A 19,163-nucleotide genomic window follows, 5' to 3' on the forward strand; every position below is an offset into this window, starting at 1 on the left:
GGAGCCGTCGTCGCGAGCGCGCTGGCCGTCACGTCGGCCGCTGGCTGCGCCGGCGGGGCGGGCTCCACCGCTCCGGCGGTGGAGAAGTCCTACGCGGTGGGTGTGACCTCGTACTTCCTGTCGCACTTCACGCCCGGCAAGTCGGGCGGCAGCAACATCGACTACAGCCTGTTCACGCCGTTGACGAGTGTCGACACGGCGACGGGCAAGGCCGTCAACGCCCTGGCCGAGTCGATCGAGTCGCCTGACAACACCACCTGGACGATCAAGCTGAAGCAGGGCTGGAAGTTCCACAACGGTGAGCAGGTGACCGCGCAGTCGTTCGCCGACTCCTGGAACGCCACCGCCTACGGCCCCAACGCCTTCACCAACAACTTCATGTTCGCGAGCTTCAAGGGGTACGCCGATCTCAACCCGGCCAAGGGCAAGCCGTCGAAGAAGACGCTGTCCGGGGTCGAGGTGGTCGACCAGGCCACGTTGCGGATCACCCTCGTCAAGCCGCTGTCGCTGCTGCCGTACGTGCTGGCCCAGTCGACATTCGCGCCGATGCCCAAGGCGGGCCTGGCCGATCTGGACGGCTTCGACCGCAAGCCGATCGGCAACGGCCCGTACCAGATGGAGGGCGAGGGCATGGTGAGCGGCGCGACGAAGGTCGTGCTGCGCAGGTTCGACGGCTACCAGGGGCAGCCGGGCAACGCCGCCCGGATCGAGGTCAAGTCCTACCAGGACGAGGCCGCCGCCTACCGTGACCTGCAGGCCGGCAGCCTGGATGTCACCCTGGTGAGCGGCAACAACCTCACCGACGCGGCCACCCGGTTCAAGGACCGGCTGGTCCAGGTGCCCTTCCCCGCGGTGGTCTACCTCGGCTTCCCGCTGTGGGACAAGCGCTTCGCCGACCTGCGGGTGCGCCAGGCGTTCTCCCAGGCCGTCGATCGCGACACCATCGTCACCTCGCTGCTGCGCGGTTTCGGCCGGCCCGCCAAAGGCCTGGCCGGGGCGAACATCCCGGGCGGAGGCGCCGCCGACTGCGCCGCCTGCTCCTACGACCCCGCCCGGGCCAAGGCGCTGCTGGCCGAGGCGGGCGGCTGGAAGGGGCCGCTCAAGCTCTGGACGTACCAGGACCCGCTGAACAGCGTCCTGCTGGAGGCGGTCGCCAACCAGCTGCGCGCGAACCTCGGCATCCAGGCCGTCACCACGCAGGCCCAGCCCGTCGACCAGCTCTACCCCAACCTGACGGCCAAGAAGATCGACGGCCCCGTCCTGCTCTACATGGGCGCCGGCTACCCCCACCTGTACGCCCTGGCCGACCAGCTGTTCACCAAGGGGTCCGGCACCAACGTGACCGGCTACGACAGCCCCCAGTTCGCGTCGCTGCTGGACAAGGCCGCGAGCGCGGGCCAGGAGCAGGCGCTCGGCCTGACCCAGCAGGCCACCAAGGTCGCCCTTGACGGGCTGCCGCTGTCGCCGCTGTTCCAGCCGGTCGGCGGTCTCGCCCACTCCTCCCGGGTCAGCGGCGTGAAGCCGGAGTTCCTCGGCGGCGTGGTGCTCGCCGCGGTCAAGGTCGGCTGAGGCGGGGGTCCCATGGGCAGGTACGTCGTCCGCCGGCTGTTCATGGCGGTGCCGGTGCTCCTCGGCACCACCTTCATCATCTACCTGGCGGTCTACGCCCTGCCCGGGGACCCGATCCAGGCGCTGGCCGGCCCCAACCGGGTCCTGTCACCGTCAGTCGAGCAGGCCCTGCGCGAGCGGCACCACCTGGACGAGCCGCTGCTCGTCCAGTACGGCCTCTACCTCACGGGCCTGCTCTCCGGCGACATGGGCATGAGCCTCACCGGCCGGCCGGTCTCGGAGGTCGTCGCGGTCGGCTGGCCCGTCACCTTCCAGCTCGGCGTGACGGCCTGGCTGATCATGTCGGTCCTCGGGGTGCTGCTCGGCGCGGCGGCCGGCATGCGGCGCGGCGGCCTGGCGGACGCGGTCGTGCTCGGCGGCACCACCCTCGTCATGGGGGTGCCGTTCTTCGTCGTCGCGTACGTCGCGCAGATCGTGCTGGGCATCAACCTCGGCTGGCTGCCCGTCTCAGGCACCGAGGCGGGCTGGCCGCTGTCGTACGTGCTGCCCGGCCTGGTCCTCGCCCTGTACGGCCTGCCGCAGGTGGCCAGGCTGACCCGTGGCAGCGTGCTGGAGACCCTGGGCGCCGACCACGTCGGCACCGCGACCGCCAAGGGCCTGCCGAGGCGGGCCGTCATGGTCAGGCACGTGCTGCGCAACTCGCTGATCCCCGTGGTGTCGCTGCTCGGCGTGAGCCTCGGCTACCTGCTCAGCGGCACCGTCCTCATCGAAGGCATCTTCAACCTCCCGGGCCTCGGCTACCAGATCTTCACGGCGATCCCGCAGCACGACGGGCCGGTCGTCGTGGGCGTCGGAACCCTGCTCGTCCTCGTCTTCCTGCTGGTGAACCTCATGGTGGATCTGCTCTATGGCATCCTCGACCCTCGCATCCGCCTCGACTGAACCGCGCCGGGCCCGCCGTTCCGGCCTCTGGCGGGAGCTGCGCCGCCGGCCCGCGTTCGCCGTCTCGGGCGCGTTCGCGCTGCTCGTCTGCGCCATGGCGGCGGCGCCGCAGGCGTTCGCCGGCTGGTTCGCCGACGGCGACCCTGACGGGCTGCCGCTGTCGCCGCTGTTCCAACCGGTCGGCGGCCTCGCCCACTCCTCCCGGGTCAGCGGCGTCAAGCCGGAGTTCCTCGGCGGCGTGGTGCTCGCCGCGGTCAAGGTCGGCTGAGGCGGGGTCCCATGGGCAGGTACGTCCTTCGCCGGTTGTGCATGGGGATGAGCCTCACCGGCCGGCCGCTCTCTGAGGTCGTCGCGGTCGGCTGGCCGGTCACCTTCCACACGGCGGACAGGTAGCACGTTGCCGCTCGGGTGGGAACGCCGGCAGGCGCCGCGTCCGTGGACGCGGCGCCCTTCCCGGGTGCGCGAATGCCTACCTCCTGACGTCGATGACGAGACTGACGGCGAAGAACGCGAGCAGCACCCCGCCGAGCATCATCCAGCTCGTCTACCGCGTCTCCTCCACCACCTCGCGGGCGCGGGTGGCGGTATGGCGCGAGCTCAAGCGCATGGGGACTCTCTACATCCAGGGGGTGGTGGGCGACCAGGGCCGTCCCTCGTGACGTCGCTCCTCGAGGGGTGCGAGGGGTACGGGACCGAGTCCGGCAAACTGAAGGACGCCGACTCCTGGCTCTATCAGGTGACCTCCGGGATACTGCGCGACATGCCGGTGAAGCCCGCCGTCCGGGCGGCCGCCTACGAGGTGCTCGCCGGGCTCGACAGGGTGCGGTCGCTGGGCGAGGTCACGGAGGCGCGGGGCCGTACGGGGCAGGGCAGGCCCCGTCGTCTGCGAGGCTGCCCGATTGCCGGGGCCCTGTGGCTTGCGGCCCCTCGGGTAGCGGGGGTCCTGTCGTCGGTGGCCCCTGGGGGGTGGGGTCCGTTCGTCTGCGGTCCCTCAGGGGGTGGTCCGGTTCCCGGGTGCGTACGCGGTTACGACATGGTGGCGAACATGGTGCGGGTGTCCGCGATCGTCTCGAACGTGATCGGGACGCTGTCCTCAAAACGCCACACGTGAGCGAAGCGTGCCTTCATCGACTTGCCGGTCTCGCGACGCCGCCCCTGATAGTGCCCCAGGGCGATCACCTGGTCTCCCACGGCCAGGATTTCGTCGGGAACGACCCCGAAGTCCTCCCAGTCGCTCTCGAACCGGGAGAAGACATTGGTCAACACCGCGTCACGGCCGACATACGTGCCTCCGTACGGGAAGCCGGCCGTCACAACCCACTCGATGTCGTGACTCAGGGTCAGGAGGACCGCTTCAGCGTGCCCAAGTGCCAGATCGCTGTACATCCCGGCCACTACGGTCCGGTTCTTCGTCTCCTGCAGGTTCGTAATCTGGCTCGCGCCCATTCCTGCTCCGTCCTTCCGTCTCTGGAGCTGCCTGCACCAATGCTCAGGGACGAGTGGCAGGGCGGACATCGGTTGACCGACCTATCTGCAGACCACGTTCAGCAGCGTGAACGGGGCCGCTTTCGAGGGCGACAAAGCGCCTGAGGGGCCGAGTTGATGGGTGCTACTGTTTTGGCCGTGCAGAAGATCCGGGTAACGGAGGTTCTGGCAGCGTTATCCCTTACTACCGATCTGGCAGCGGGCATGCCGTTCGAGAAGGGGCTGCGCACGTCCGCGGTCGCGACCAAGCTCGCGGGCGCGTTGCTCGGTGGCGACCCGCTGTCCTGCCGGGTGGTCTTCGAGACGGCGATGCTGCGTTCGGTCGGCTGCACCTCCTACGCACCCGAGCTCGCGGCGATCTTCAGGGATGACGTCGCGTTCCAGGCCGCACTGAAGACGCTCGACACTGGCGACGAGAAGGTGTTCGCCACCCAGCTCCGGACCTTCGGCGACTGGGCGGGCGACGAGAGCCCCGGTCTGGCCCGGACCCTGGTCGAGGTGTTCCCGACCGTCGGGGTGGAGGCGATGCGCAACGGCTGCGAGACCAGCCGCGCGCTGGGCGCCGGGCTGGGCCTGCGACCGGAGTCGATCGAGGCCCTGGACGACGTGTACGAGCGCTGGGACGGATGCGGCATCCCCGACGGCCGTCGGGGAGCGCAACTGTCGCTGGCCGCGCGGATCGTCCATGTCGCCGAGCAGGCCGTGCTCGCGCACGCCGTGGGAGGCGTGCCGGCCGCGGTCGCCGAGGTCCGCCGGCGCAGCGGTGGCCATCTGGACCCCGAACTTGCCAAGGCCTTCCTCGCGGCTCCGGATGTCGCGCTGGCGTCGCTGGAGCACCCGGACGCGATCGCGATGGTGCTGGACGTCGAGCCGGCCCCGCACGTCACCGTCCCGTTCGGTTCGGTGCCGCGACTGTGCGCCGTGCTGGCCAGGGTGGTGGACCTGAAGAGCCAGTGGCTGCTCGGGCACAGCGAGCACGTCGCCACGCTGGCCGCGGACGCGGGACGACTCGCGGGCATGGATCCCGACGCGGTGACCGAACTCCACTGTGCCGGCCTGCTGCACGACCTCGGCCGGGTCGGCGTCTCCAGCAGCGTCTGGGACCGGCCCGGCCCGCTGGGGCTGGCCGAGATGGAACGCGTACGGATGCACACCTACTGGACCCAGCGGGTGCTGGAACGGGTGCCGGTGCTGGCGTCGCTGGCCCCGATCGCGTCGGCGCATCATGAACGGGTCGACGGTGGCGGCTACCACCGTGGAGACCCCTCGGCCAACCTGGCCCTGCCGGCTCGGATCCTGGCCGCCGCCGACGTGTTCGCCGCGCTCACCGAGCCGCGGGCTCACCGCGCCGCGTTCACCGTGGAGGCGGCGGCCGACCTGCTGGCGCGGGAGGCCGGGAGCGGAGCGCTGGACGGGCAGGCATGCGCGGTCGTGATCGAGGCGGCCGGTCGCCCCCGCCCGCGCTCGGTGCTCCCGGCGGGGCTCACCGAACGTGAGGTGGAGGTGCTCTGCCTGGCCGCCCGGGGGCTGCGCAACCGGGAGATCGGTGAGCGGCTGTCGATCTCGGGCCGGACCGTGGGGCACCACCTGTCGCACATCTACGACAAGACCGGCCGCCGGACCCGCGCCGGGGTGGCGGTGTTCGCGATGGAGCACGGCCTGCTCCCGTGACCGCCTCACCCGGCGTCGGTCAGCTCGGCTCGCTCGGCCCCAGTGCCTTGCGGTAGCAGCGGCTCAGCGGGTCGTCCACGTACTTCCCGAACCGCTCGACAGGCTCGTACGCGCACCGCTCGTACAGCGCGATGGCCTCGGGCTGCCGCTCCCCGGTGGCCAGGCGCAGCCACCGATGGCCCTGACCCCGAGCCAGCTCCTCCAGGGCCGTCAGCAGCCGCCGCGCGATCCCGCGTCCCCGATGTCCTGGGACCACGTACATGCGCTTGAGCTCCCCGGTGGTGGCGTCCACGGGCTGCACGGCCCCGCAGCCGACCGCCCGCCCCCCGACCAGGGCGACCAGGAACCTGGCATCGGCGTGGACCGACGAACGCCCCTCAGGACCGTAGCGGGTCACCAGCTCCGCGAAGGCTGCGTCGAGCAACGCGGCGAGATCACCATCACTGACGAACCGTTCTTCAATCACCATGCCGACATGCTAGGGAGCCACGGCCGCGCCGTCGGACTCGCGTCGGCGGCGCTTTCGGGGCGGGGGTTCCCCGGCATCGTAAGGGCCGGCGCCACGATCAGGCGCCAATCAGACGCCAATCAGACGCCCCAATCAGGCGCCCCAATCAGGCGCCGGCCAGTTCGCGGGCGCAGGCCATGAGCCCGACCTCGCTGGACGCCTTGACCAGCACCACGTCCCCGAGCTGGAGCAGCCCGGCGACGAGAGGGACCGCCGCGTCGGCGTCGGCGACCGTGTGGACGGCGACGCCCTGCTTCGCGGCCTCCGCGGCCCGCGCCATCTCGGCGGAAACACCAGGACCGACCGCGATCAGCACATCGACGCCCAGCTCGGCGGCGAGCCGCCCCACCTGGGCATGCCTCTCGGGCGAGTCCTCCGCCTGCCCCCTCATCGCGCCGAGCACGGCGACCGTGCGGCGGGCACCGGCCAGCGCCTTCAACGTACGCAGCGCGGCCCGCATGGAGTCGGGATTGGCGTTGTAGGCGTCGTTGATCACGGTGATGCCGTCGGGTCGGTCGAGCACCTCCAGGCGGCCGGTGGAGCGTCGCTCGGCCGTGTTCAGCCTGTCGGCGATCTCGCCGGCGGAAACGCCGAGCGTCGCGGCGACGGCGGCGGCGGCCAGGGCGTTGCCCACCTGGTGCTCGCCGACGAGGCGGAGCCCGACCCGCGCGGAGCCGGAGGGCGTCACCAGCTCGAACGAGGCCCGGGCCCGCTCGTCCAGGCGCACGTCGCCGGCCCGCACGTGCGCCCCGGCCGATCTTCCGTAGAGGATGATCCGGGCTCTGGTGCGGCTGACCATGCCGACCACGTAAGGGTCGTCGGCGTTCAGGAGCGCGAACCCGTCGGTGGGCAGCGCCTCGACCAGTTCCCCCTTGGCGCTCGCGACTTCCCCCGGCCCGCCCGTCATGGTGTTCAGGTGCGCGGTGCCGACATTGAGCACCAGGCCGAGTCGTGGCGGCGCGAGCCGGGTGAGGTAGGTGATGTCGCCCCGGCGCCTGGCGCCCATCTCCAGTACCAGGTAGCGGGTCGCGGCGTCGGCGCGCAGCACGGTGAGCGGCAGCCCGAGTTCGTTGTTGAACGACCTGTCCGTGGCGATCGTCGGCGCGTGCGATTCGAGCACCTGCGCGAGCAGGTCCTTGGTCGTCGTCTTGCCCACCGAGCCGGTCAGGCCGATCACGGTCGGGTCGATGCGTTCGAGCACGTGGCCGGCCAGCCTGCCCAGGGCCTGCTGGACGTCCTCCACCACGATGGCGGGCACGCCGACGGGCCGGGAGGCCAGGACGGCGACGGCACCGTCGGCGACGGCCTTGGCCGCGTAGTCATGACCGTCGACGCGGCTGCCGGCCGTGGCCACGAACAGACCGCCGGGCATGACCTCACGGGAGTCCACCGCCGAGGGCGCCGTCACCGGCGCGTCCTGATCCCGGACGTCGTGCAGGCGGGCATCGAGTAGCCGCGCGATCTCGCGCAGCGTCATGCGGATCACCGGCTGCTCCGCGCCAGCGCCAGGTCGATGAGGCGGCGCAGCAGTTCGGGGTAGGGGACACCGCTGGCGGCCCAGAGCTTGGTGTAGGCGGAGCCGCTGGTGAAGCCGGGCATGGTGTTGATCTCCAGCACGTTCAGGCGTCCGGCGCCCTCCTCGAAGAGGAAGTCCACCCGGGCCAGGCCGTAGCCGCCGATCGCGCGGAAGGCGCGCAGCGCCAGCTCACGCACGTCCTCGGTGACACTGCCGGGCAGGTCGGCGGGGATGCGGTTGTCGGTGGGGACGAGGTATTTGGCCTTGTAGTCGAGCCAGGTGCCGCTCACCTTGATCTCGCCGACCACCGAGGCCAGCGGGTCGTCGTAGCCGCCGAGCACACCGCAGTGCAGCTCGCGCGCGGTCACGCCCTGCTCGACGAGGACGTGGTGGTCGTGGGCGAGCGCGCCCTCGACGCCTGCGCGCAGCTCGTCGAACGAGGTGACGCGCGAGATCCCGATGGAGGAGCCCAGGTTGGCCGGTTTGACGTACATCGGCCAGTCGAGCGGTTCGACCAGTTCCTGGGGGGCGGTGGTGCGCCACCGGTGCCCGGTGAACCACACGTGCGGTGTGACCGGGATGCCCTCGGCCAGGAACGCGCGCCGCATCGCGATCTTGTCCATGGCCACGGCCGAGGCCAGGACACCGCAGCCCACGTACGGGATGCCCAGCGTCTCCAGGTGACCCTGGATGACGCCGTCCTCGCCGAACGGCCCGTGCAGGACGGGGAATACCACGTCGGCCAGGCCGGGCTCCAGCACCACCGGCCACTCGCCGTTCTTGCCGATGGTGATAGGAATGGGCTCGTACAGATCCCGGGGCAGGGCGTCGAGCACGGCCCGCGCGGACTGCAAGGACACCTCGTACTCAGGCGACGGCCCGCCTCCGAGTACGGCCACGCGCATCCGTCTAGCCATCGCCGACCAGCTTCTTCACCATGGCGTGGGAGACGTTGCCGCCGGTCAGCACGATGCCGATGTCCTGATGGCCGCTACCGAGCCCGCCCAGCGCCGCCGCCAGCCCGACGGCCGCCGCGGGTTCGAGCAGGAGCTTGGCCTCGAACAGCGCCAGCGTCACCGCACGGGCGATCTCGTCCTCCTTGACCGGGATCGCGCCGGACACCGCGTCCTTGACCAGGTCGAACGTGACGCTCCCCGGGCCGCGGGTCACCAGCGCGTCGGCGATCGTGTGCTCCGGTTCCACCCGGGCCGGCTTGCCCAGCAGGAGACTGGCGTCGAGCCCGCCGATGGCGGCGGGTTCGGCGCCGTAGACGGAGATGCCCCCGCCGCCGGCCGCCAGTACGGCACCCGCGAGGCCGCAGGCGCTGGAGACCGGGACGATGAGCGCGTCAAGCGCGCCCGCGTCCTCGATCAGCTCCAGTGCCGCGGTGCCCAGCCCCGTGATGACGTCGTGATCGCCGTAGGAGTCGACGAAGGTGTGGCCGCGAGAGTCCCGCACGTGCTCGGCGATCGCCCGGCACTCCTCCGCGAACCCGGTGACCTGGATCGTTTCCGCGCCGTGCTCTCTGATCAGGTCCATCTTGGTCTGCTCGGCGGTCGTCGTGGACACAACGGTGGCGGGCAGGCCGAACTCGGCGGCCGCCATCGCCACGGCGATTCCGAGGTTGCCCGAGCTCTGCGTGACGATGCCCGTGGCGCCTCTCTCCGCCGCCCGGCCCACGGCGTGCATGGCGCCGCGGAACTTGTACGAGCCGCCGCGCTGCAGGTTCTCGGCCTTGAGCCACAGCCTGGCGCCGGCGAGCACGTCGAGCGGCGCGCACCGGATCACCGGAGTCCGGATCACCCGCCCCGCCAACCAGGCGGCCGCCTCGTCCAGATCCTCCCTGACGATCATCGGTGCCGTCATCGGGGTGCCCCGGTACGACCTGCCGGCCGCCGGTGGCCCGATCCGTTGCCGATCTCGACCATGCCGATCTCCCATTGATCTCGCCTCGCGATTTGATCTCGCATCGCGATCCTTGCCTTGTCGGGCCAGGATGGGCTGATCGGCTGCTCAGTTTGGAGGCCACTTACTGTCCAAGTTGCTCTCGGCCCGCGAAAGCATGGGAGGAAGCCGGCGCTGGTCGAGACCACGACGACCCGGTGACGGCTGCGGGAGGTGACGACGCACTCCACGATGCCCCGCGCGCCGTCGGCACCGCGTGCTGCTCGAACCGGCCGCGTGACCGTCTGAGCTGTTCAGGACCCCTGACACACCCCCGTGCGCCAGGGTTCGCTGCTGCCGGTCCGGTTGCCGGCCGGTTCTCGGATCAGAGTCCGTCGCTCTCGCGGCGGCGGCGTTCGTTGTAGGCGCGCATCCGCGGGGGGTAGCCGGTGAGCTGGACGTCGTACACCGGCAGGGCGAGGTCGCGCGCGACCTTGTGGATCACCGCGGGGGAGCCGACCCGGCGCCGGGTCCACTCGCCGTCGTCGGCGATGGCGACGGCGGTCGTGTCGGTGGCGAACGTCTCCGGCTCGACGTAGAACTCGACGCCACGCCGTGACCGGGCGAAGGCGATGAGCGCCTCGATGTCGGCGTCGGTCGCCTCGCGGTCGAATTTCGCGATCTTAGGACCGCGTAGACGTCTGATGCCGTAGCGGTCTCGCCATCTCATGAATCCTTTTTATACCGTCAAACGCGGGTGTGCGCCGGGGGTTGATCTAGGGGACACATCCGGGATTCTCCTGATGGCCACCAAGTCAAGGCAAGGCGCAGTATGAGAATGACTGCCCGAACCTAAGGAGAGGCATGACCGCTATGGCTGGGGTATCCAACCCCGTGGGCCCGGGACAGGTGCCGCCAGCTCACCTGCGCGTCACCAACCAGGACCGCGAACACGTGGTCGAGCACGTCAAGGCCGCCTATGCCGAAGGCCGCTTCGACAAGCTCGAGTTCGACGAGCGGCTGGAGCGCGCGATGACCGCGCGCACGCACGGGGACCTGATGCCCATCATGACGGAGCTGTACGGCACGCGGGTGGTGCCGTTCCGGCCGCTCCCTCCGCCGAAGCGCCAGGAGGCGGCGGCGGACAGCAGCGAGCGCCTCGGCGCCTCCGCCGCCCACCTGCTGGCCCTCGTCGGCTTCCCGATCGCCGGACCGCTGATCCTGATGCTGACGGGCGGGAAGACCTCGCCGTACATCCGCCGCCACGCGGTCGAGGCGCTCAACTTCCAGCTCACGGTGCTGGGCGCGACGCTCCTGCTGCCCATCACGGTGATCGGCGTCCTGCTGGTGCCGGTGATCTGGGTGGCCGCGTTCGTGCTCTCGATCGCCGGCGGCATCTCGGCCCTCTCGGAGAACCAGTTCCGCTACCCGCTGACCATCCGCATGGTCAAGTAGCCGCCGTACGGCGGGCCGGCGGGGTCACAGCATCAGGGAGCGTACGGTCGCCACCGTGTCGGCGTCCTCAGGGCGCTTGTCCGGGCGGTAGCGCAGCACGCGGGCGAACCGCAGCGCCATGCCCCCCGGGTAGCGGGGCGAGCGCTGCACCCCGTCGAAGGCGATCTCCACCACCAGTTCCGGCCGGAGCGTCACCGTCCACGAGTCGGTGGGCCCGTCGGCCAGCTCCAGGAAGCGCTCGGTCTGCCAGGCCAGCAGCTCGTCCGTCAGCCCCTTGAACGTCTTGCCCAGCATCACGAAGCCGCCGCCCTCCGGGTCGCGGGCGCCGAGGTGGAGGTTGGACAGCTTGCCCTCGCGCCGCCCGTGGCCCCACTCGGCCGCCAGGACGACGAGGTCGAGCGTGTGCCTGGGCTTCACCTTGATCCACCCGGCGCCCCTGCGCCCGGCGGCGTACGGCGAGGACAGCGACTTGACGACGAGACCCTCGTGCCCGGCCCGCACCACGTCGGTGAAGAACTTCTCCGCCTCGGCCGCGTCGCCGGTGACCAGGCGGGGCGTCAGCAGGGCCGGTGGGACGGTGCCCCTGAGCACCTCCTGCCGTCGCTCGTACGGCAGGTCGAGCAGGTCGTCGCCGTCCACGCGCAGCGCGTCGAAGAAGAACACGCTCAGCGGCGTCGCCTCGCGCAGCCTCGCCACGTCGATCTTGCTGGTGGCCCGGCTCGCCGTCACCTGGAACGGGTGCGGCCGGCCGTCCGGGCGCAGCGCGATCACCTCGCCGTCGAGCACCAGGTCGTCCGACGGCAGGCCGAGCACGGCCTCGACCAGCTCCGGCACCTGCGGGGTGATGTCGTCGAGCGTGCGGGTGAACACCCTGACCTCCTCGCCGGAGCGGTGCGCCTGCACCCGCACGCCGTCGAGCTTCCACTCCAGCGCGGCCGGGACGCCCGCCTTGTCGAGGGCGGCGGCGACGTTGGGGGCGCTGCCGGCGAGCATGGGCGACACCGCCCGCCCCACCTCCAGCTTGAACTCGCGCAGGGCCGTAACGCCGCCGGTCAGCGCCGCCGCGCCCACCGCGGGGAGCCAGCCGCGCAGCGTCAGCGCCCGCCGCACGTCCGCCGCCGGAGCCCCTGACGCCTTGGCGACCGCCTCGATCATCACGCCGTCGAGCGCGCCCTGCCGCAGCTCCCCGCTGAGCAGCCGCAGCATGAACGCCTGTTCCTGGCTGGTCAGCGCGGCGAACAGCTCGCCCACCAGGGACTTGCGCGCCGCCTGCGAGCCCTGCCCGGAGACGGCCTTGATCGCGGTCAGCCGCGCGTCGACCTCGGCCAGCGTGGCGGTGGCCGCCAGCCGGGGCTGCGGCGGGTCCTGGAGGGTGCGCCAGCCCACGCCGATCTGGCGTTGCGGCAGCTCGCCGGAGAGGTACGCGATCGCGATCTCCGCCTCGCCGGGGCCCACCCGGCCGAGCAACTCGGCCAGGTGGCCGATCTTGCCCAGGCGGGCGGACGTCCGCGTCACCGCCTCCGAAACCCGGACCACCTCGATCAGTAGCACAACGCCTATGGTGCCCCAAGCAGCCGACATTTCCCCACCTGGAGGGTCATATTGGGACTTCGGGCACCCGGGCTAGCGAACGCCCAGCAGGTCCACGACGAAGATCAGCGTCTCGCCCGGCTTGATGACGTTGCCGGCGCCGCTGTTGCCGTAGCCCAGGTGGGGCGGGATGACCAGCTTGCGGCGGCCGCCCACCTTCATGCCCGCGACGCCCCGGTCCCAGCCGGCGATGACGCGGCCGCCACCCAGCGGGAACTCGAACGCCTGGCCGCGGTTCCACGACGCGTCGAACTCCTCGCCGGTCGAGAACGCGACGCCCACGTAGTGGACGCTGACGTTCTGGCCGGCCTTGGCCTCCGGGCCGTCGCCCTCGACGATGTCGACGATCTCCAGATCGGCGGGCGGGTTCCCCTCCGGAAAGTCGATTTCCGGCTTCTCGAGTGCCACGAAACGCTCCTGTTGACGATGACAATGAACCCGACGACTCTATGCGGTCGGGATATGGTCGTCGTCCATGGCCGCCCTTTCTCCCGATGGGATCCTGCTCACCGGGCGCGTCGCCGTGATCACCGGCGCGGCGCGGGGTCTCGGGCGCGCGATCGCCGACGCGTTCGCGGTGTTCGGGGCACATGTGGCGGTCTGCGATCGCGACCGTCCCGAGGGCGAGCTGGCGATGACGCTGGACGTGCGCGACCCGGTGGCCGTGGACGTGTTCGCGCGGGCCGTCGAAGAGCGGTGGGGGCGGGTCGACGTGCTGGTCAACAACGCGGGCGGCACGTTCCACGCCGCGTTCGCCGACACGTCCGTACGCGGTGAGCGCACCCTGGTCGAGGAGAACTTCACCCAGGCGACCGGCATGATCCGGCGGCTGCTGCCCCTGATGGGCGAGGGCGCGTCGATCGTCAACGTCACCTCCGGCGAGGCTCACCAGGCGGCGCCCGGTTTCGCGGTGTACGCCGCGATGAAGGCCGCCCTGGAGAGCCTGACCAGGTCGCTGGCGCTTGAGCTCGCGCCGCGCGGCATCAGGGTCAACGCCATCGCCCCGGACGCCCTGCCCACCGAGGGGGAGCTGGAGATGCGGGAGGTGGCGCCGGAGGGTTCGCTGCCGTACGAGCCCGCACGGCTGCCGCCGCTCGGGCGCCTGGGGGAGCCGTCCGACGCGGCGGCGGTGGCGCTGTTCCTGGCCGGAGACCTGGCGCGTTTCGTCACCGGCACCACGGTGCACGTCGACGGCGGCATCCACGCCGCCGGCGGCTGGCGCCGCACGTGAACACCTGAACACACGCGAACGTCACCAGCTCTGGTGCAGGGGCATGCCCTCCGCGTAGCCGGACGAGCTCTGGATGCCCACCACGGCCCGCTCGTGGAACTCCTCCAGGGTGGCCGCCCCGGCGTACGTGCACGACGACCGCAGCCCCGCCACGATGGCGTCGATCTGGTCCTCCACGCTCGGCCGGCGCGGGTCCAGGTACATGCGCGAGGTCGAGATGCCCTCCTCGAACAGCGCCTTCCTGGCCCGCTCGAACGCGCTGTCCTCGGCCGTGCGCAGCCGAACGGCGCGGGCCGAGGCCATGCCGAAGTTCTCCTTGTAGCGGCGGCCGTCGGCGTCGGTGCGCGTGTCGCCCGGTGACTCGTACGTGCCCGCGAACCACGACCCGATCATGACGTTGGCCGCCCCGGCCGCCAGGGCCAGGGCCACGTCGCGCGGGTGACGCACGCCGCCGTCGGCCCACACGTGCCGCCCGAGGCGCCGGGCCTCGGTGGAGCATTCGAGCACGGCCGAGAACTGCGGCCGGCCCACGCCCGTCATCATCCGCGTGGTGCACATGGCGCCCGGCCCGACGCCCACCTTGAGGATGTCGGCGCCCGCGTCGACCAGGTCGCGAACGCCCTCCGCCGTCACGACGTTGCCGGCGGCGACGGGCACGGCCGGGTCGAGCCCCCGCACGGCCCGCAGCGCGGTGATCATCTTGTCCTGGTGGCCGTGGGCGGTGTCCACGACGAGGCAGTCGATCCCGGCGTCCAGCAGTTCCTTGGCCTTGGCGGCGACGTCGCCGTTCACGCCGACGGCGGCGGCGACGCGGAGCCTGCCCGCGGCGTCGAGCGCGGGCTTGTAGAGCGTGGCCCGGAGCGCGCCCGTCCGGGTGAGGATGCCGACCAGGCGGCCGTCGCCGTCGACGATCGGCGCCAGGCGGTGGCGGCCCTCGTGCAGCCGGTCGAAGGCCGTGCGCGGCTCCAGCCCCGCGGGCAGCGTCAGCAGCTCGCTCGACATCACCTGCGAGAGCTGTGTGTACATGTCGACGCCCTGACAGTCGGCCTCGGTCACCACGCCGACCGGGCGGTTGTCCCAGTCGACCACGATGACGGCCCCGTGGGCGCGCTTGGGCAGGAGTTGCAGAGCCTCGCCGACCGTGTCGTGCGGTGTCAGCGTCAGCGGCGTGTCGTGCACGAGGTCGCGCTTCTTGACCCATTCGACGACGTCGGTCACGACGTCGATGGGGATGTCCTGCGGGATCACCGCGATCCCGCCCCGGCGGGCCACCGTCTCGGCCATCCGGCGGCCCGCGACGGCGGTCATGTTCGCCACCACGACGGGGATGGTGGTGCCCGTGCCGTCGCGCGTCGACAGATCGACCGCGAGCCGGGAACCGACCGAGGAGCGCGACGGCACCATGAACACGTCGCTGTAGGTCAGGTCGTGCTGCGGCTTCAGGCCGTTAAGAAACTTCACGTTCGTCCATCTTATGTAGTGACAGGCTCATCGTTGAGTTTCCCCCATACTTGGGGGCTTATGATCGGCCGGGGACGTCGGACGGGGATGGAGGGCATGTGGAGATCGTGGACCGCGATGAGCTGATCGTCGTCGGTTTCGTCGTACGCACCGCCAACGCCGAGGAGATGGACCCCGCCCGGGCCAGGCTGCCCGGGTTGTGGCGGCGGGCGGGCGCCCCGGGGGCGTTCGCGCACGTGCCCGGCCGGATCGACGAGCACCTGTACGCGGTGATCACCGACTACGAGGCCGACCACCACGGCGCCTACACGCAGGTCGTGGGCATCGGCGTGCGGACGGCGCCGCGCCTGCCGGAGGGCATGGTGGCGGTCCGCGTGCCCGCGGCGAAGGCGCTGAAGGTGGCGGCCCGCGGCCCGATGCCGCAGGCGATCGTGGAAGCCTGGCAGCAGGTGTGGAAGCACACGGAGTCCGGCGGCGCGCCCCCGCGCGCGTTCGCCACGGACCTGGAGGTCCACCACCCGGAGGGGGCCGACCTCTACATCGCCGTCCGGTAGGGCAGGGGGTCAGGCCGGGGCGTCCAGCCCCAGCGCGGCCGCCGCGGCCTCCACCGCCGGGCCCTTGACCTCGTCCAGCGGCAGGTGCGCGTACTCGGCCGAGCAGTCCGACATCCCGCCGAGCGCCACCGTCGCCCGAACGTGATCGGCGGGGGTGATCCGCGGGCCCAGCAGCAGCGCGATCAACCGCCGCCGCCAGTCGAACATCCGCTCCGCGAGGTCCAGGTCGGCCAGCGTCGACAGGTCGCGCACCACCATGACGATCACCTCGCGGTGCCGCCAGATCAGCTCGAAGTAGTCTTCCAGCAGCCGCCGCGCGTCGCCCGGCTCCCGCGTGGCCACGAACCTTTCCATCTCGTCGACCAGCGGCTGGACGATGCTGCGCACCAGGTCCTCGCGTGAGGCGAAGTGGTAGTAGAGCGCGGGCTTGGTGATGCCGAGGCGGTCGGAGATCTGGCGCAGGCTGGTGTCGCGCACTCCCTGCGCCACGAACAGCTCGCGCGCCACCGCCTGGATGCGCGCCCTGGTGTCGCTCGGCCTCGGCATGCCTCCAAGGATATCCCTTACCTATCGTTAAGTAAGCCCTTGTGCGGCGCCCGGCGGCCGACTTACCATCCGTTAAGTAAGTAAGGAGGCAGGCATGCGCGTACTCATCTCCGGCGCCAGCGTCGCCGGACCCACCCTGGCGTACTGGCTGACCAGGTACGGCTTCGACGTCACCGTCGTGGAGCGCGCCCCGGCGCTGCGCAGGACCGGCGGCCACGCGATCGACCTGTTCAGGCCGGCCATGGACATCGTCGAGAAGATGGGCCTGCTCGGCCCGGTCGTGGCGGGCAAGACCGGCACCGACTCGCTGTCCCTGCTCGTGGAGGGCCGTGACCGGCCGGTCGAGCTGGAGATCCGCAAGATCGTGGCCGCGGTGTCCGACCGGCACGTCGAGATCATGCGCGACGACCTGAGCGAGATCCTCCACGACGCCACCCGCGACGACGTCCGCTACGTCTTCGGCGACTCCATCGCCTCGATCGGCGCGGACGGCGAGGTGGTGTTCGACAGCGGCGACGCCGAGCGGTTCGACCTGGTGATCGGCGCCGACGGCCTCCACTCCAACGTCCGCCGCCTCGTCTTCGGCGCCGAGTCGGGCCACTCCGCCTGGATCGGCGCCTACCTGGCCGTCGCCTCCGTGCCCAATCACCTGGGCCTCGACGGCCGCATGGAGGGCATCGTCGGCGTCGGCAGGATGGCCGGTATGTACGGCGCGGCGCGGCTGGACGAGGCGCGGGCGGTGTTCCTGTTCAGGACCGCCGAGCCGCTCGACTACCACCACCGCGACACCGCGCGCCAGAAGGAGCTGCTGCGGGAGCGGTTCGCGGGCGTCGGCTGGGAGGTGCCGCGCCTGATGGACGGGCTCGACCGCGCCTCCGCGTTCTACTTCGACTCGATCACCCAGCTCCGCCTCGACACCTGGTCGCGCGGGCGCGTGAGCCTCGTCGGCGACGCCGGTTACTGCCCGGGCCCCGCCGTGGGAGGCAGCACCAGCCTGGCCGTCGTCGGCGCGTACGTCCTGGCCGGCGAGCTGGCGGCGGCGGGCGGCGACCACGAACGGGCCTTCCCCGCCTACGAGGCGGAGATCGGCGACTACGTGCGGCGCAGCCGCGGGTTCGCCCTCAGCGCCGCCCGCCGCCTCGTGCCGGGCAGCCGCCTCGACCTGTGGGCCCTGGTGCGGACCGCCCGGCTCATCGAGCACCTGCCCACCGCGGTCACCCGGGCCGCGACCAGACTCGGCGGCGGGAGCGTGCGCCTGCACGACTCGGTCGCGCTGAAGGACTACTCGTCGTACGAGACGGTCCGTCACTAGACTCCGCGCGTGCGCGCCGCCTACTTCGCCTTCGACCGCTTCCCCTCCAGCAAGGGCTCGGCCGTGCACATCGGCCACATGGCCGCCGAGCTGTTCGACGTGTACGGCGGAGGCCTGCTGGGCGTCCTGGGGGGCGGCGGCCTGCCCGCCTACCAGCGGGAGGGCGCGGTCGAGATCGCCAGGTTCGGCGAGCGGATCCCCAACCTGCTCGACCGGGCCGAGGCGTACTCCCACTGGGTCGCCCGTCACCTCGCGCCCCACCTGGACACCCTGGAACTGGTGCACGTGCGCGACCCGTGGAGCGCGCTGCCCGCGCTCGGCCACCGGCACAGGCTGGTCTACGAGGTCAACGGCCTGCCGTCGATCGAGCTGCCGCACACCTGGCCGCACACCGCCCCGGCCACCGTGGCCAAGCTCCGCGACCTGGAGAGGCGCTGCCTGGCCGGGGCGGACGCCGTCGTGGTGCCGTCGCGGATCATCGGCGAGGCCGTGCGCGGGCTGGGCGCGGACCCGGAGAGGATCAGTCTCGTGCCGAACGGCGCGGACCCGCCGGGGCCTGGGCGGGCCAGGCCGGCCGGCGCGCCGGAGCGCTACATCGTCTACGTGGGCGCGCTGCAGCGCTGGCAGGGCGTCGACGTGCTGCTGCGCGCGTTCGCCCGGCTGGCGGACCTCACCGCGCTCCGGCTCGTCGTCTGCTCGTCGGTGCCCGAGCGGCGCGCCAGGCCGTTCCGGCGCCTGGCGGAGCACCTCGGGGTGGCGGACCGGGTGGTGTGGCGCTTCACGCTGCCCCACCACGAGGTCGCCGGGTGGCTGGCGGGCGCGGAGGTGTCCGTCGCGCCGCTCACCGCCTGCCCCCGCAACGTCGAGCAGGGCTGCGCGCCGCTCAAGATCCTGGAGTCGATGGCCGCGGGCACGCCGGTGGTGGCCTCCGATCTGCCCGCCGTACGCGACATCCTGGGGGACGGCGGGCGGCTGGTCACGCCCGACCGGCCCGCCGAGCTGGCCCGAGCGATCCGGATCACGCTGGAGTATCCCGCGGCGGCGCGGGAGACAGCGGCGCGGGCGCGCGCCCGCGTTCCCAGCTGGGCGGAGTCCCGGGCGAGGCTGGCCGCCGTTTATCGCCCTGTGTAGGGTTCCGTCATGTTCTGGCGGAAGACGCGGGCGGCCATCGCCGGGTTCCACCCGCTGCACCAGACGCTGATCTGGCAGCACACGCTCTCTGCCACGCTGCCCGCGCCGGAGTGGGCGGCGCTGCTGGCCAGTCTCGCCCGGCACGACGCGGTGGTCCGCAGGCGCAAGTGGCGGCTGCCCGCCCGCACCGAGAGCGTGCTCGTGCCGCTGATCCGGGTGCTCTGCGAGGACGCGGGCAGGGGCGCGGTCGGCATCACCGCCGACCTGCGCGGCCACGGCGCCCCCGGCAAGGCCGGGCCCAGGCAGCG

General features: G+C 71.8%; 20 protein-coding genes and 1 pseudogene. 11 read left to right on the plus strand and 10 right to left on the minus strand.

Going from position 1 to position 19,163, the window contains the following annotated elements; genetic code table 11:
- The 4 genes from DQW85_RS05915 to DQW85_RS44200 form a co-directional block, all read left to right on the plus strand.
- Window positions 1-1,569 (plus strand): peptide ABC transporter substrate-binding protein (locus DQW85_RS05915; RefSeq protein WP_162794763.1); only part of this gene is annotated, 1,569 nt, incomplete at its 5' end.
- A 12-nt stretch (window positions 1,570-1,581) separates the two neighbouring features.
- A complete protein-coding gene (locus DQW85_RS05920; protein ID WP_113699393.1) occupies window positions 1,582-2,511 on the plus strand; it encodes an ABC transporter permease in 930 nt (309 codons plus the stop codon).
- Window positions 2,477-2,779, plus strand: a complete 303-nt coding sequence (locus DQW85_RS05925) for a hypothetical protein (protein WP_113699394.1) — start codon at window positions 2,477-2,479, stop codon at window positions 2,777-2,779. Before DQW85_RS05920 ends, DQW85_RS05925 begins: the two co-directional genes overlap by 35 nt.
- 217 nt (window positions 2,780-2,996) lie before the next feature.
- Window positions 2,997-3,170 carry a hypothetical protein gene (locus DQW85_RS44200; RefSeq protein ID WP_162794762.1) on the plus strand — a complete coding sequence of 58 codons (174 nt, stop codon included), beginning with the start codon at window positions 2,997-2,999 and terminating at the stop codon, window positions 3,168-3,170.
- A 367-nt stretch (window positions 3,171-3,537) separates the two neighbouring features.
- Here the strand turns inward: DQW85_RS44200 and DQW85_RS05930 are convergent, their stop codons facing one another.
- A complete protein-coding gene (locus tag DQW85_RS05930) occupies window positions 3,538-3,957 on the minus strand; it encodes a nuclear transport factor 2 family protein (RefSeq protein WP_162794764.1) in 420 nt (139 codons plus the stop codon).
- A gap of 243 nt (window positions 3,958-4,200) precedes the next feature.
- Between DQW85_RS05930 and DQW85_RS47565 the strand changes: the two genes are divergently transcribed.
- Window positions 4,201-5,667: an HD domain-containing phosphohydrolase gene (locus tag DQW85_RS47565; protein WP_162794765.1), complete on the plus strand. Its 1,467-nt coding sequence runs from the start codon at window positions 4,201-4,203 to the stop codon at window positions 5,665-5,667.
- Between the two features lie 19 nt (window positions 5,668-5,686).
- On the opposite strand, the gene DQW85_RS05940 is transcribed toward DQW85_RS47565, so the two are convergent.
- The 5 genes from DQW85_RS05940 to DQW85_RS05960 all read right to left on the minus strand — a co-directional run bounded on the left by DQW85_RS05940 (window position 5,687) and on the right by DQW85_RS05960 (window position 10,305).
- Window positions 5,687-6,136: a GNAT family N-acetyltransferase gene (locus DQW85_RS05940; protein ID WP_113699397.1), complete on the minus strand. Its 450-nt coding sequence runs from the start codon at window positions 6,134-6,136 to the stop codon at window positions 5,687-5,689.
- 145 nt (window positions 6,137-6,281) lie between these two features.
- Window positions 6,282-7,652 (minus strand): UDP-N-acetylmuramoyl-tripeptide--D-alanyl-D-alanine ligase, encoded by a 1,371-nt coding sequence (locus DQW85_RS05945; RefSeq protein WP_240196956.1) that lies wholly within the window; start codon window positions 7,650-7,652, stop codon window positions 6,282-6,284.
- 5 nt (window positions 7,653-7,657) lie between these two features.
- Window positions 7,658-8,608 (minus strand): D-alanine--D-alanine ligase family protein, encoded by a 951-nt coding sequence (locus tag DQW85_RS05950; protein WP_113699399.1) that lies wholly within the window; start codon window positions 8,606-8,608, stop codon window positions 7,658-7,660.
- Window positions 8,601-9,545, minus strand: coding sequence for a threonine ammonia-lyase (locus DQW85_RS05955; protein ID WP_162794766.1), 945 nt, complete (start codon window positions 9,543-9,545; stop codon window positions 8,601-8,603). The genes DQW85_RS05950 and DQW85_RS05955 overlap by 8 nt, the downstream gene beginning before the upstream one ends.
- 415 nt (window positions 9,546-9,960) lie before the next feature.
- Complete coding sequence (locus DQW85_RS05960; protein ID WP_113699401.1) at window positions 9,961-10,305, minus strand: hypothetical protein; 345 nt, start codon at window positions 10,303-10,305, stop codon at window positions 9,961-9,963.
- A 134-nt stretch (window positions 10,306-10,439) separates the two neighbouring features.
- Here DQW85_RS05960 and DQW85_RS05965 point away from each other — a divergent pair, with 134 nt between their 5' ends.
- Window positions 10,440-11,030 (plus strand): DUF1707 and DUF4870 domain-containing protein, encoded by a 591-nt coding sequence (locus DQW85_RS05965; RefSeq protein ID WP_240196954.1) that lies wholly within the window; start codon window positions 10,440-10,442, stop codon window positions 11,028-11,030.
- 24 nt (window positions 11,031-11,054) lie between these two features.
- Here DQW85_RS05965 and DQW85_RS05970 read toward each other — a convergent pair whose 3' ends face one another.
- On the minus strand, window positions 11,055-12,581 hold the full coding sequence (locus DQW85_RS05970; protein WP_113699403.1) for an ATP-dependent DNA ligase: 1,527 nt from the start codon (window positions 12,579-12,581) through the stop codon (window positions 11,055-11,057).
- A gap of 72 nt (window positions 12,582-12,653) precedes the next feature.
- Window positions 12,654-13,028 carry an FKBP-type peptidyl-prolyl cis-trans isomerase gene (locus tag DQW85_RS05975; protein WP_113699404.1) on the minus strand — a complete coding sequence of 125 codons (375 nt, stop codon included), beginning with the start codon at window positions 13,026-13,028 and terminating at the stop codon, window positions 12,654-12,656.
- 67 nt (window positions 13,029-13,095) lie between these two features.
- On the opposite strand from DQW85_RS05975, the gene DQW85_RS05980 reads away from it, so the two are divergent.
- Window positions 13,096-13,851 (plus strand): SDR family NAD(P)-dependent oxidoreductase, encoded by a 756-nt coding sequence (locus DQW85_RS05980; RefSeq protein WP_113699405.1) that lies wholly within the window; start codon window positions 13,096-13,098, stop codon window positions 13,849-13,851.
- A 21-nt stretch (window positions 13,852-13,872) separates the two neighbouring features.
- Here DQW85_RS05980 and DQW85_RS05985 read toward each other — a convergent pair whose 3' ends face one another.
- A complete protein-coding gene (locus DQW85_RS05985) occupies window positions 13,873-15,312 on the minus strand; it encodes a GuaB1 family IMP dehydrogenase-related protein (protein WP_113699406.1) in 1,440 nt (479 codons plus the stop codon).
- 98 nt (window positions 15,313-15,410) lie between these two features.
- Between DQW85_RS05985 and DQW85_RS05990 the strand changes: the two genes are divergently transcribed.
- Window positions 15,411-15,866 carry a GyrI-like domain-containing protein gene (locus tag DQW85_RS05990; protein ID WP_113699407.1) on the plus strand — a complete coding sequence of 152 codons (456 nt, stop codon included), beginning with the start codon at window positions 15,411-15,413 and terminating at the stop codon, window positions 15,864-15,866.
- Window positions 15,867-15,875: 9 nt separating this feature from the next.
- Here DQW85_RS05990 and DQW85_RS05995 read toward each other — a convergent pair whose 3' ends face one another.
- Complete coding sequence (locus DQW85_RS05995) at window positions 15,876-16,412, minus strand: TetR/AcrR family transcriptional regulator (protein WP_113699408.1); 537 nt, start codon at window positions 16,410-16,412, stop codon at window positions 15,876-15,878.
- 94 nt (window positions 16,413-16,506) lie between these two features.
- Between DQW85_RS05995 and DQW85_RS06000 the strand changes: the two genes are divergently transcribed.
- The 3 genes and pseudogenes from DQW85_RS06000 to DQW85_RS06010 all read left to right on the plus strand — a co-directional run.
- The gene (locus tag DQW85_RS06000) at window positions 16,507-17,724 is read left to right on the plus strand and encodes an FAD-dependent monooxygenase (RefSeq protein WP_113699409.1); all 1,218 of its coding nucleotides are present in this window, start codon (window positions 16,507-16,509) and stop codon (window positions 17,722-17,724) included.
- A 9-nt stretch (window positions 17,725-17,733) separates the two neighbouring features.
- A complete protein-coding gene (locus DQW85_RS06005; protein ID WP_240196955.1) occupies window positions 17,734-18,855 on the plus strand; it encodes a glycosyltransferase in 1,122 nt (373 codons plus the stop codon).
- A gap of 9 nt (window positions 18,856-18,864) precedes the next feature.
- Window positions 18,865-19,163 (plus strand): annotated as a pseudogene (locus tag DQW85_RS06010) (hypothetical protein); the annotation flags it as partial.

It is taken from the genome of Nonomuraea lactucae, from assembly GCF_003313395.1.
Lineage (GTDB): Bacteria > Actinomycetota > Actinomycetes > Streptosporangiales > Streptosporangiaceae > Nonomuraea > Nonomuraea lactucae.

Excerpts from the sequence above, each read along its gene's own strand:
- DQW85_RS05955 (WP_162794766.1), bottom strand. The coding sequence starts at position 9,545 with ATGATCGTCAGGGAGGATCTGGACGAGGCGGCCGCCTGGTTGGCGGGG.
- DQW85_RS05965 (WP_240196954.1), top strand. The coding sequence starts at position 10,440 with ATGACCGCTATGGCTGGGGTATCCAACCCCGTGGGCCCGGGACAGGTG.
- DQW85_RS05930 (WP_162794764.1), bottom strand. The coding sequence starts at position 3,957 with ATGGGCGCGAGCCAGATTACGAACCTGCAGGAGACGAAGAACCGGACC.
- DQW85_RS47565 (WP_162794765.1), top strand. The coding sequence starts at position 4,201 with ATGCCGTTCGAGAAGGGGCTGCGCACGTCCGCGGTCGCGACCAAGCTC.
- DQW85_RS05950 (WP_113699399.1), bottom strand. The coding sequence starts at position 8,608 with ATGGCTAGACGGATGCGCGTGGCCGTACTCGGAGGCGGGCCGTCGCCT.
- DQW85_RS05995 (WP_113699408.1), bottom strand. The coding sequence starts at position 16,412 with ATGCCGAGGCCGAGCGACACCAGGGCGCGCATCCAGGCGGTGGCGCGC.
- DQW85_RS05920 (WP_113699393.1), top strand. The coding sequence starts at position 1,582 with ATGGGCAGGTACGTCGTCCGCCGGCTGTTCATGGCGGTGCCGGTGCTC.
- DQW85_RS44200 (WP_162794762.1), top strand. The coding sequence starts at position 2,997 with ATGACGAGACTGACGGCGAAGAACGCGAGCAGCACCCCGCCGAGCATC.
- DQW85_RS06000 (WP_113699409.1), top strand. The coding sequence starts at position 16,507 with ATGCGCGTACTCATCTCCGGCGCCAGCGTCGCCGGACCCACCCTGGCG.
- DQW85_RS05940 (WP_113699397.1), bottom strand. The coding sequence starts at position 6,136 with ATGGTGATTGAAGAACGGTTCGTCAGTGATGGTGATCTCGCCGCGTTG.
- DQW85_RS05925 (WP_113699394.1), top strand. The coding sequence starts at position 2,477 with ATGGCATCCTCGACCCTCGCATCCGCCTCGACTGAACCGCGCCGGGCC.
- DQW85_RS05960 (WP_113699401.1), bottom strand. The coding sequence starts at position 10,305 with ATGAGATGGCGAGACCGCTACGGCATCAGACGTCTACGCGGTCCTAAG.
- DQW85_RS05980 (WP_113699405.1), top strand. The coding sequence starts at position 13,096 with ATGGCCGCCCTTTCTCCCGATGGGATCCTGCTCACCGGGCGCGTCGCC.
- DQW85_RS05945 (WP_240196956.1), bottom strand. The coding sequence starts at position 7,652 with ATGACGCTGCGCGAGATCGCGCGGCTACTCGATGCCCGCCTGCACGAC.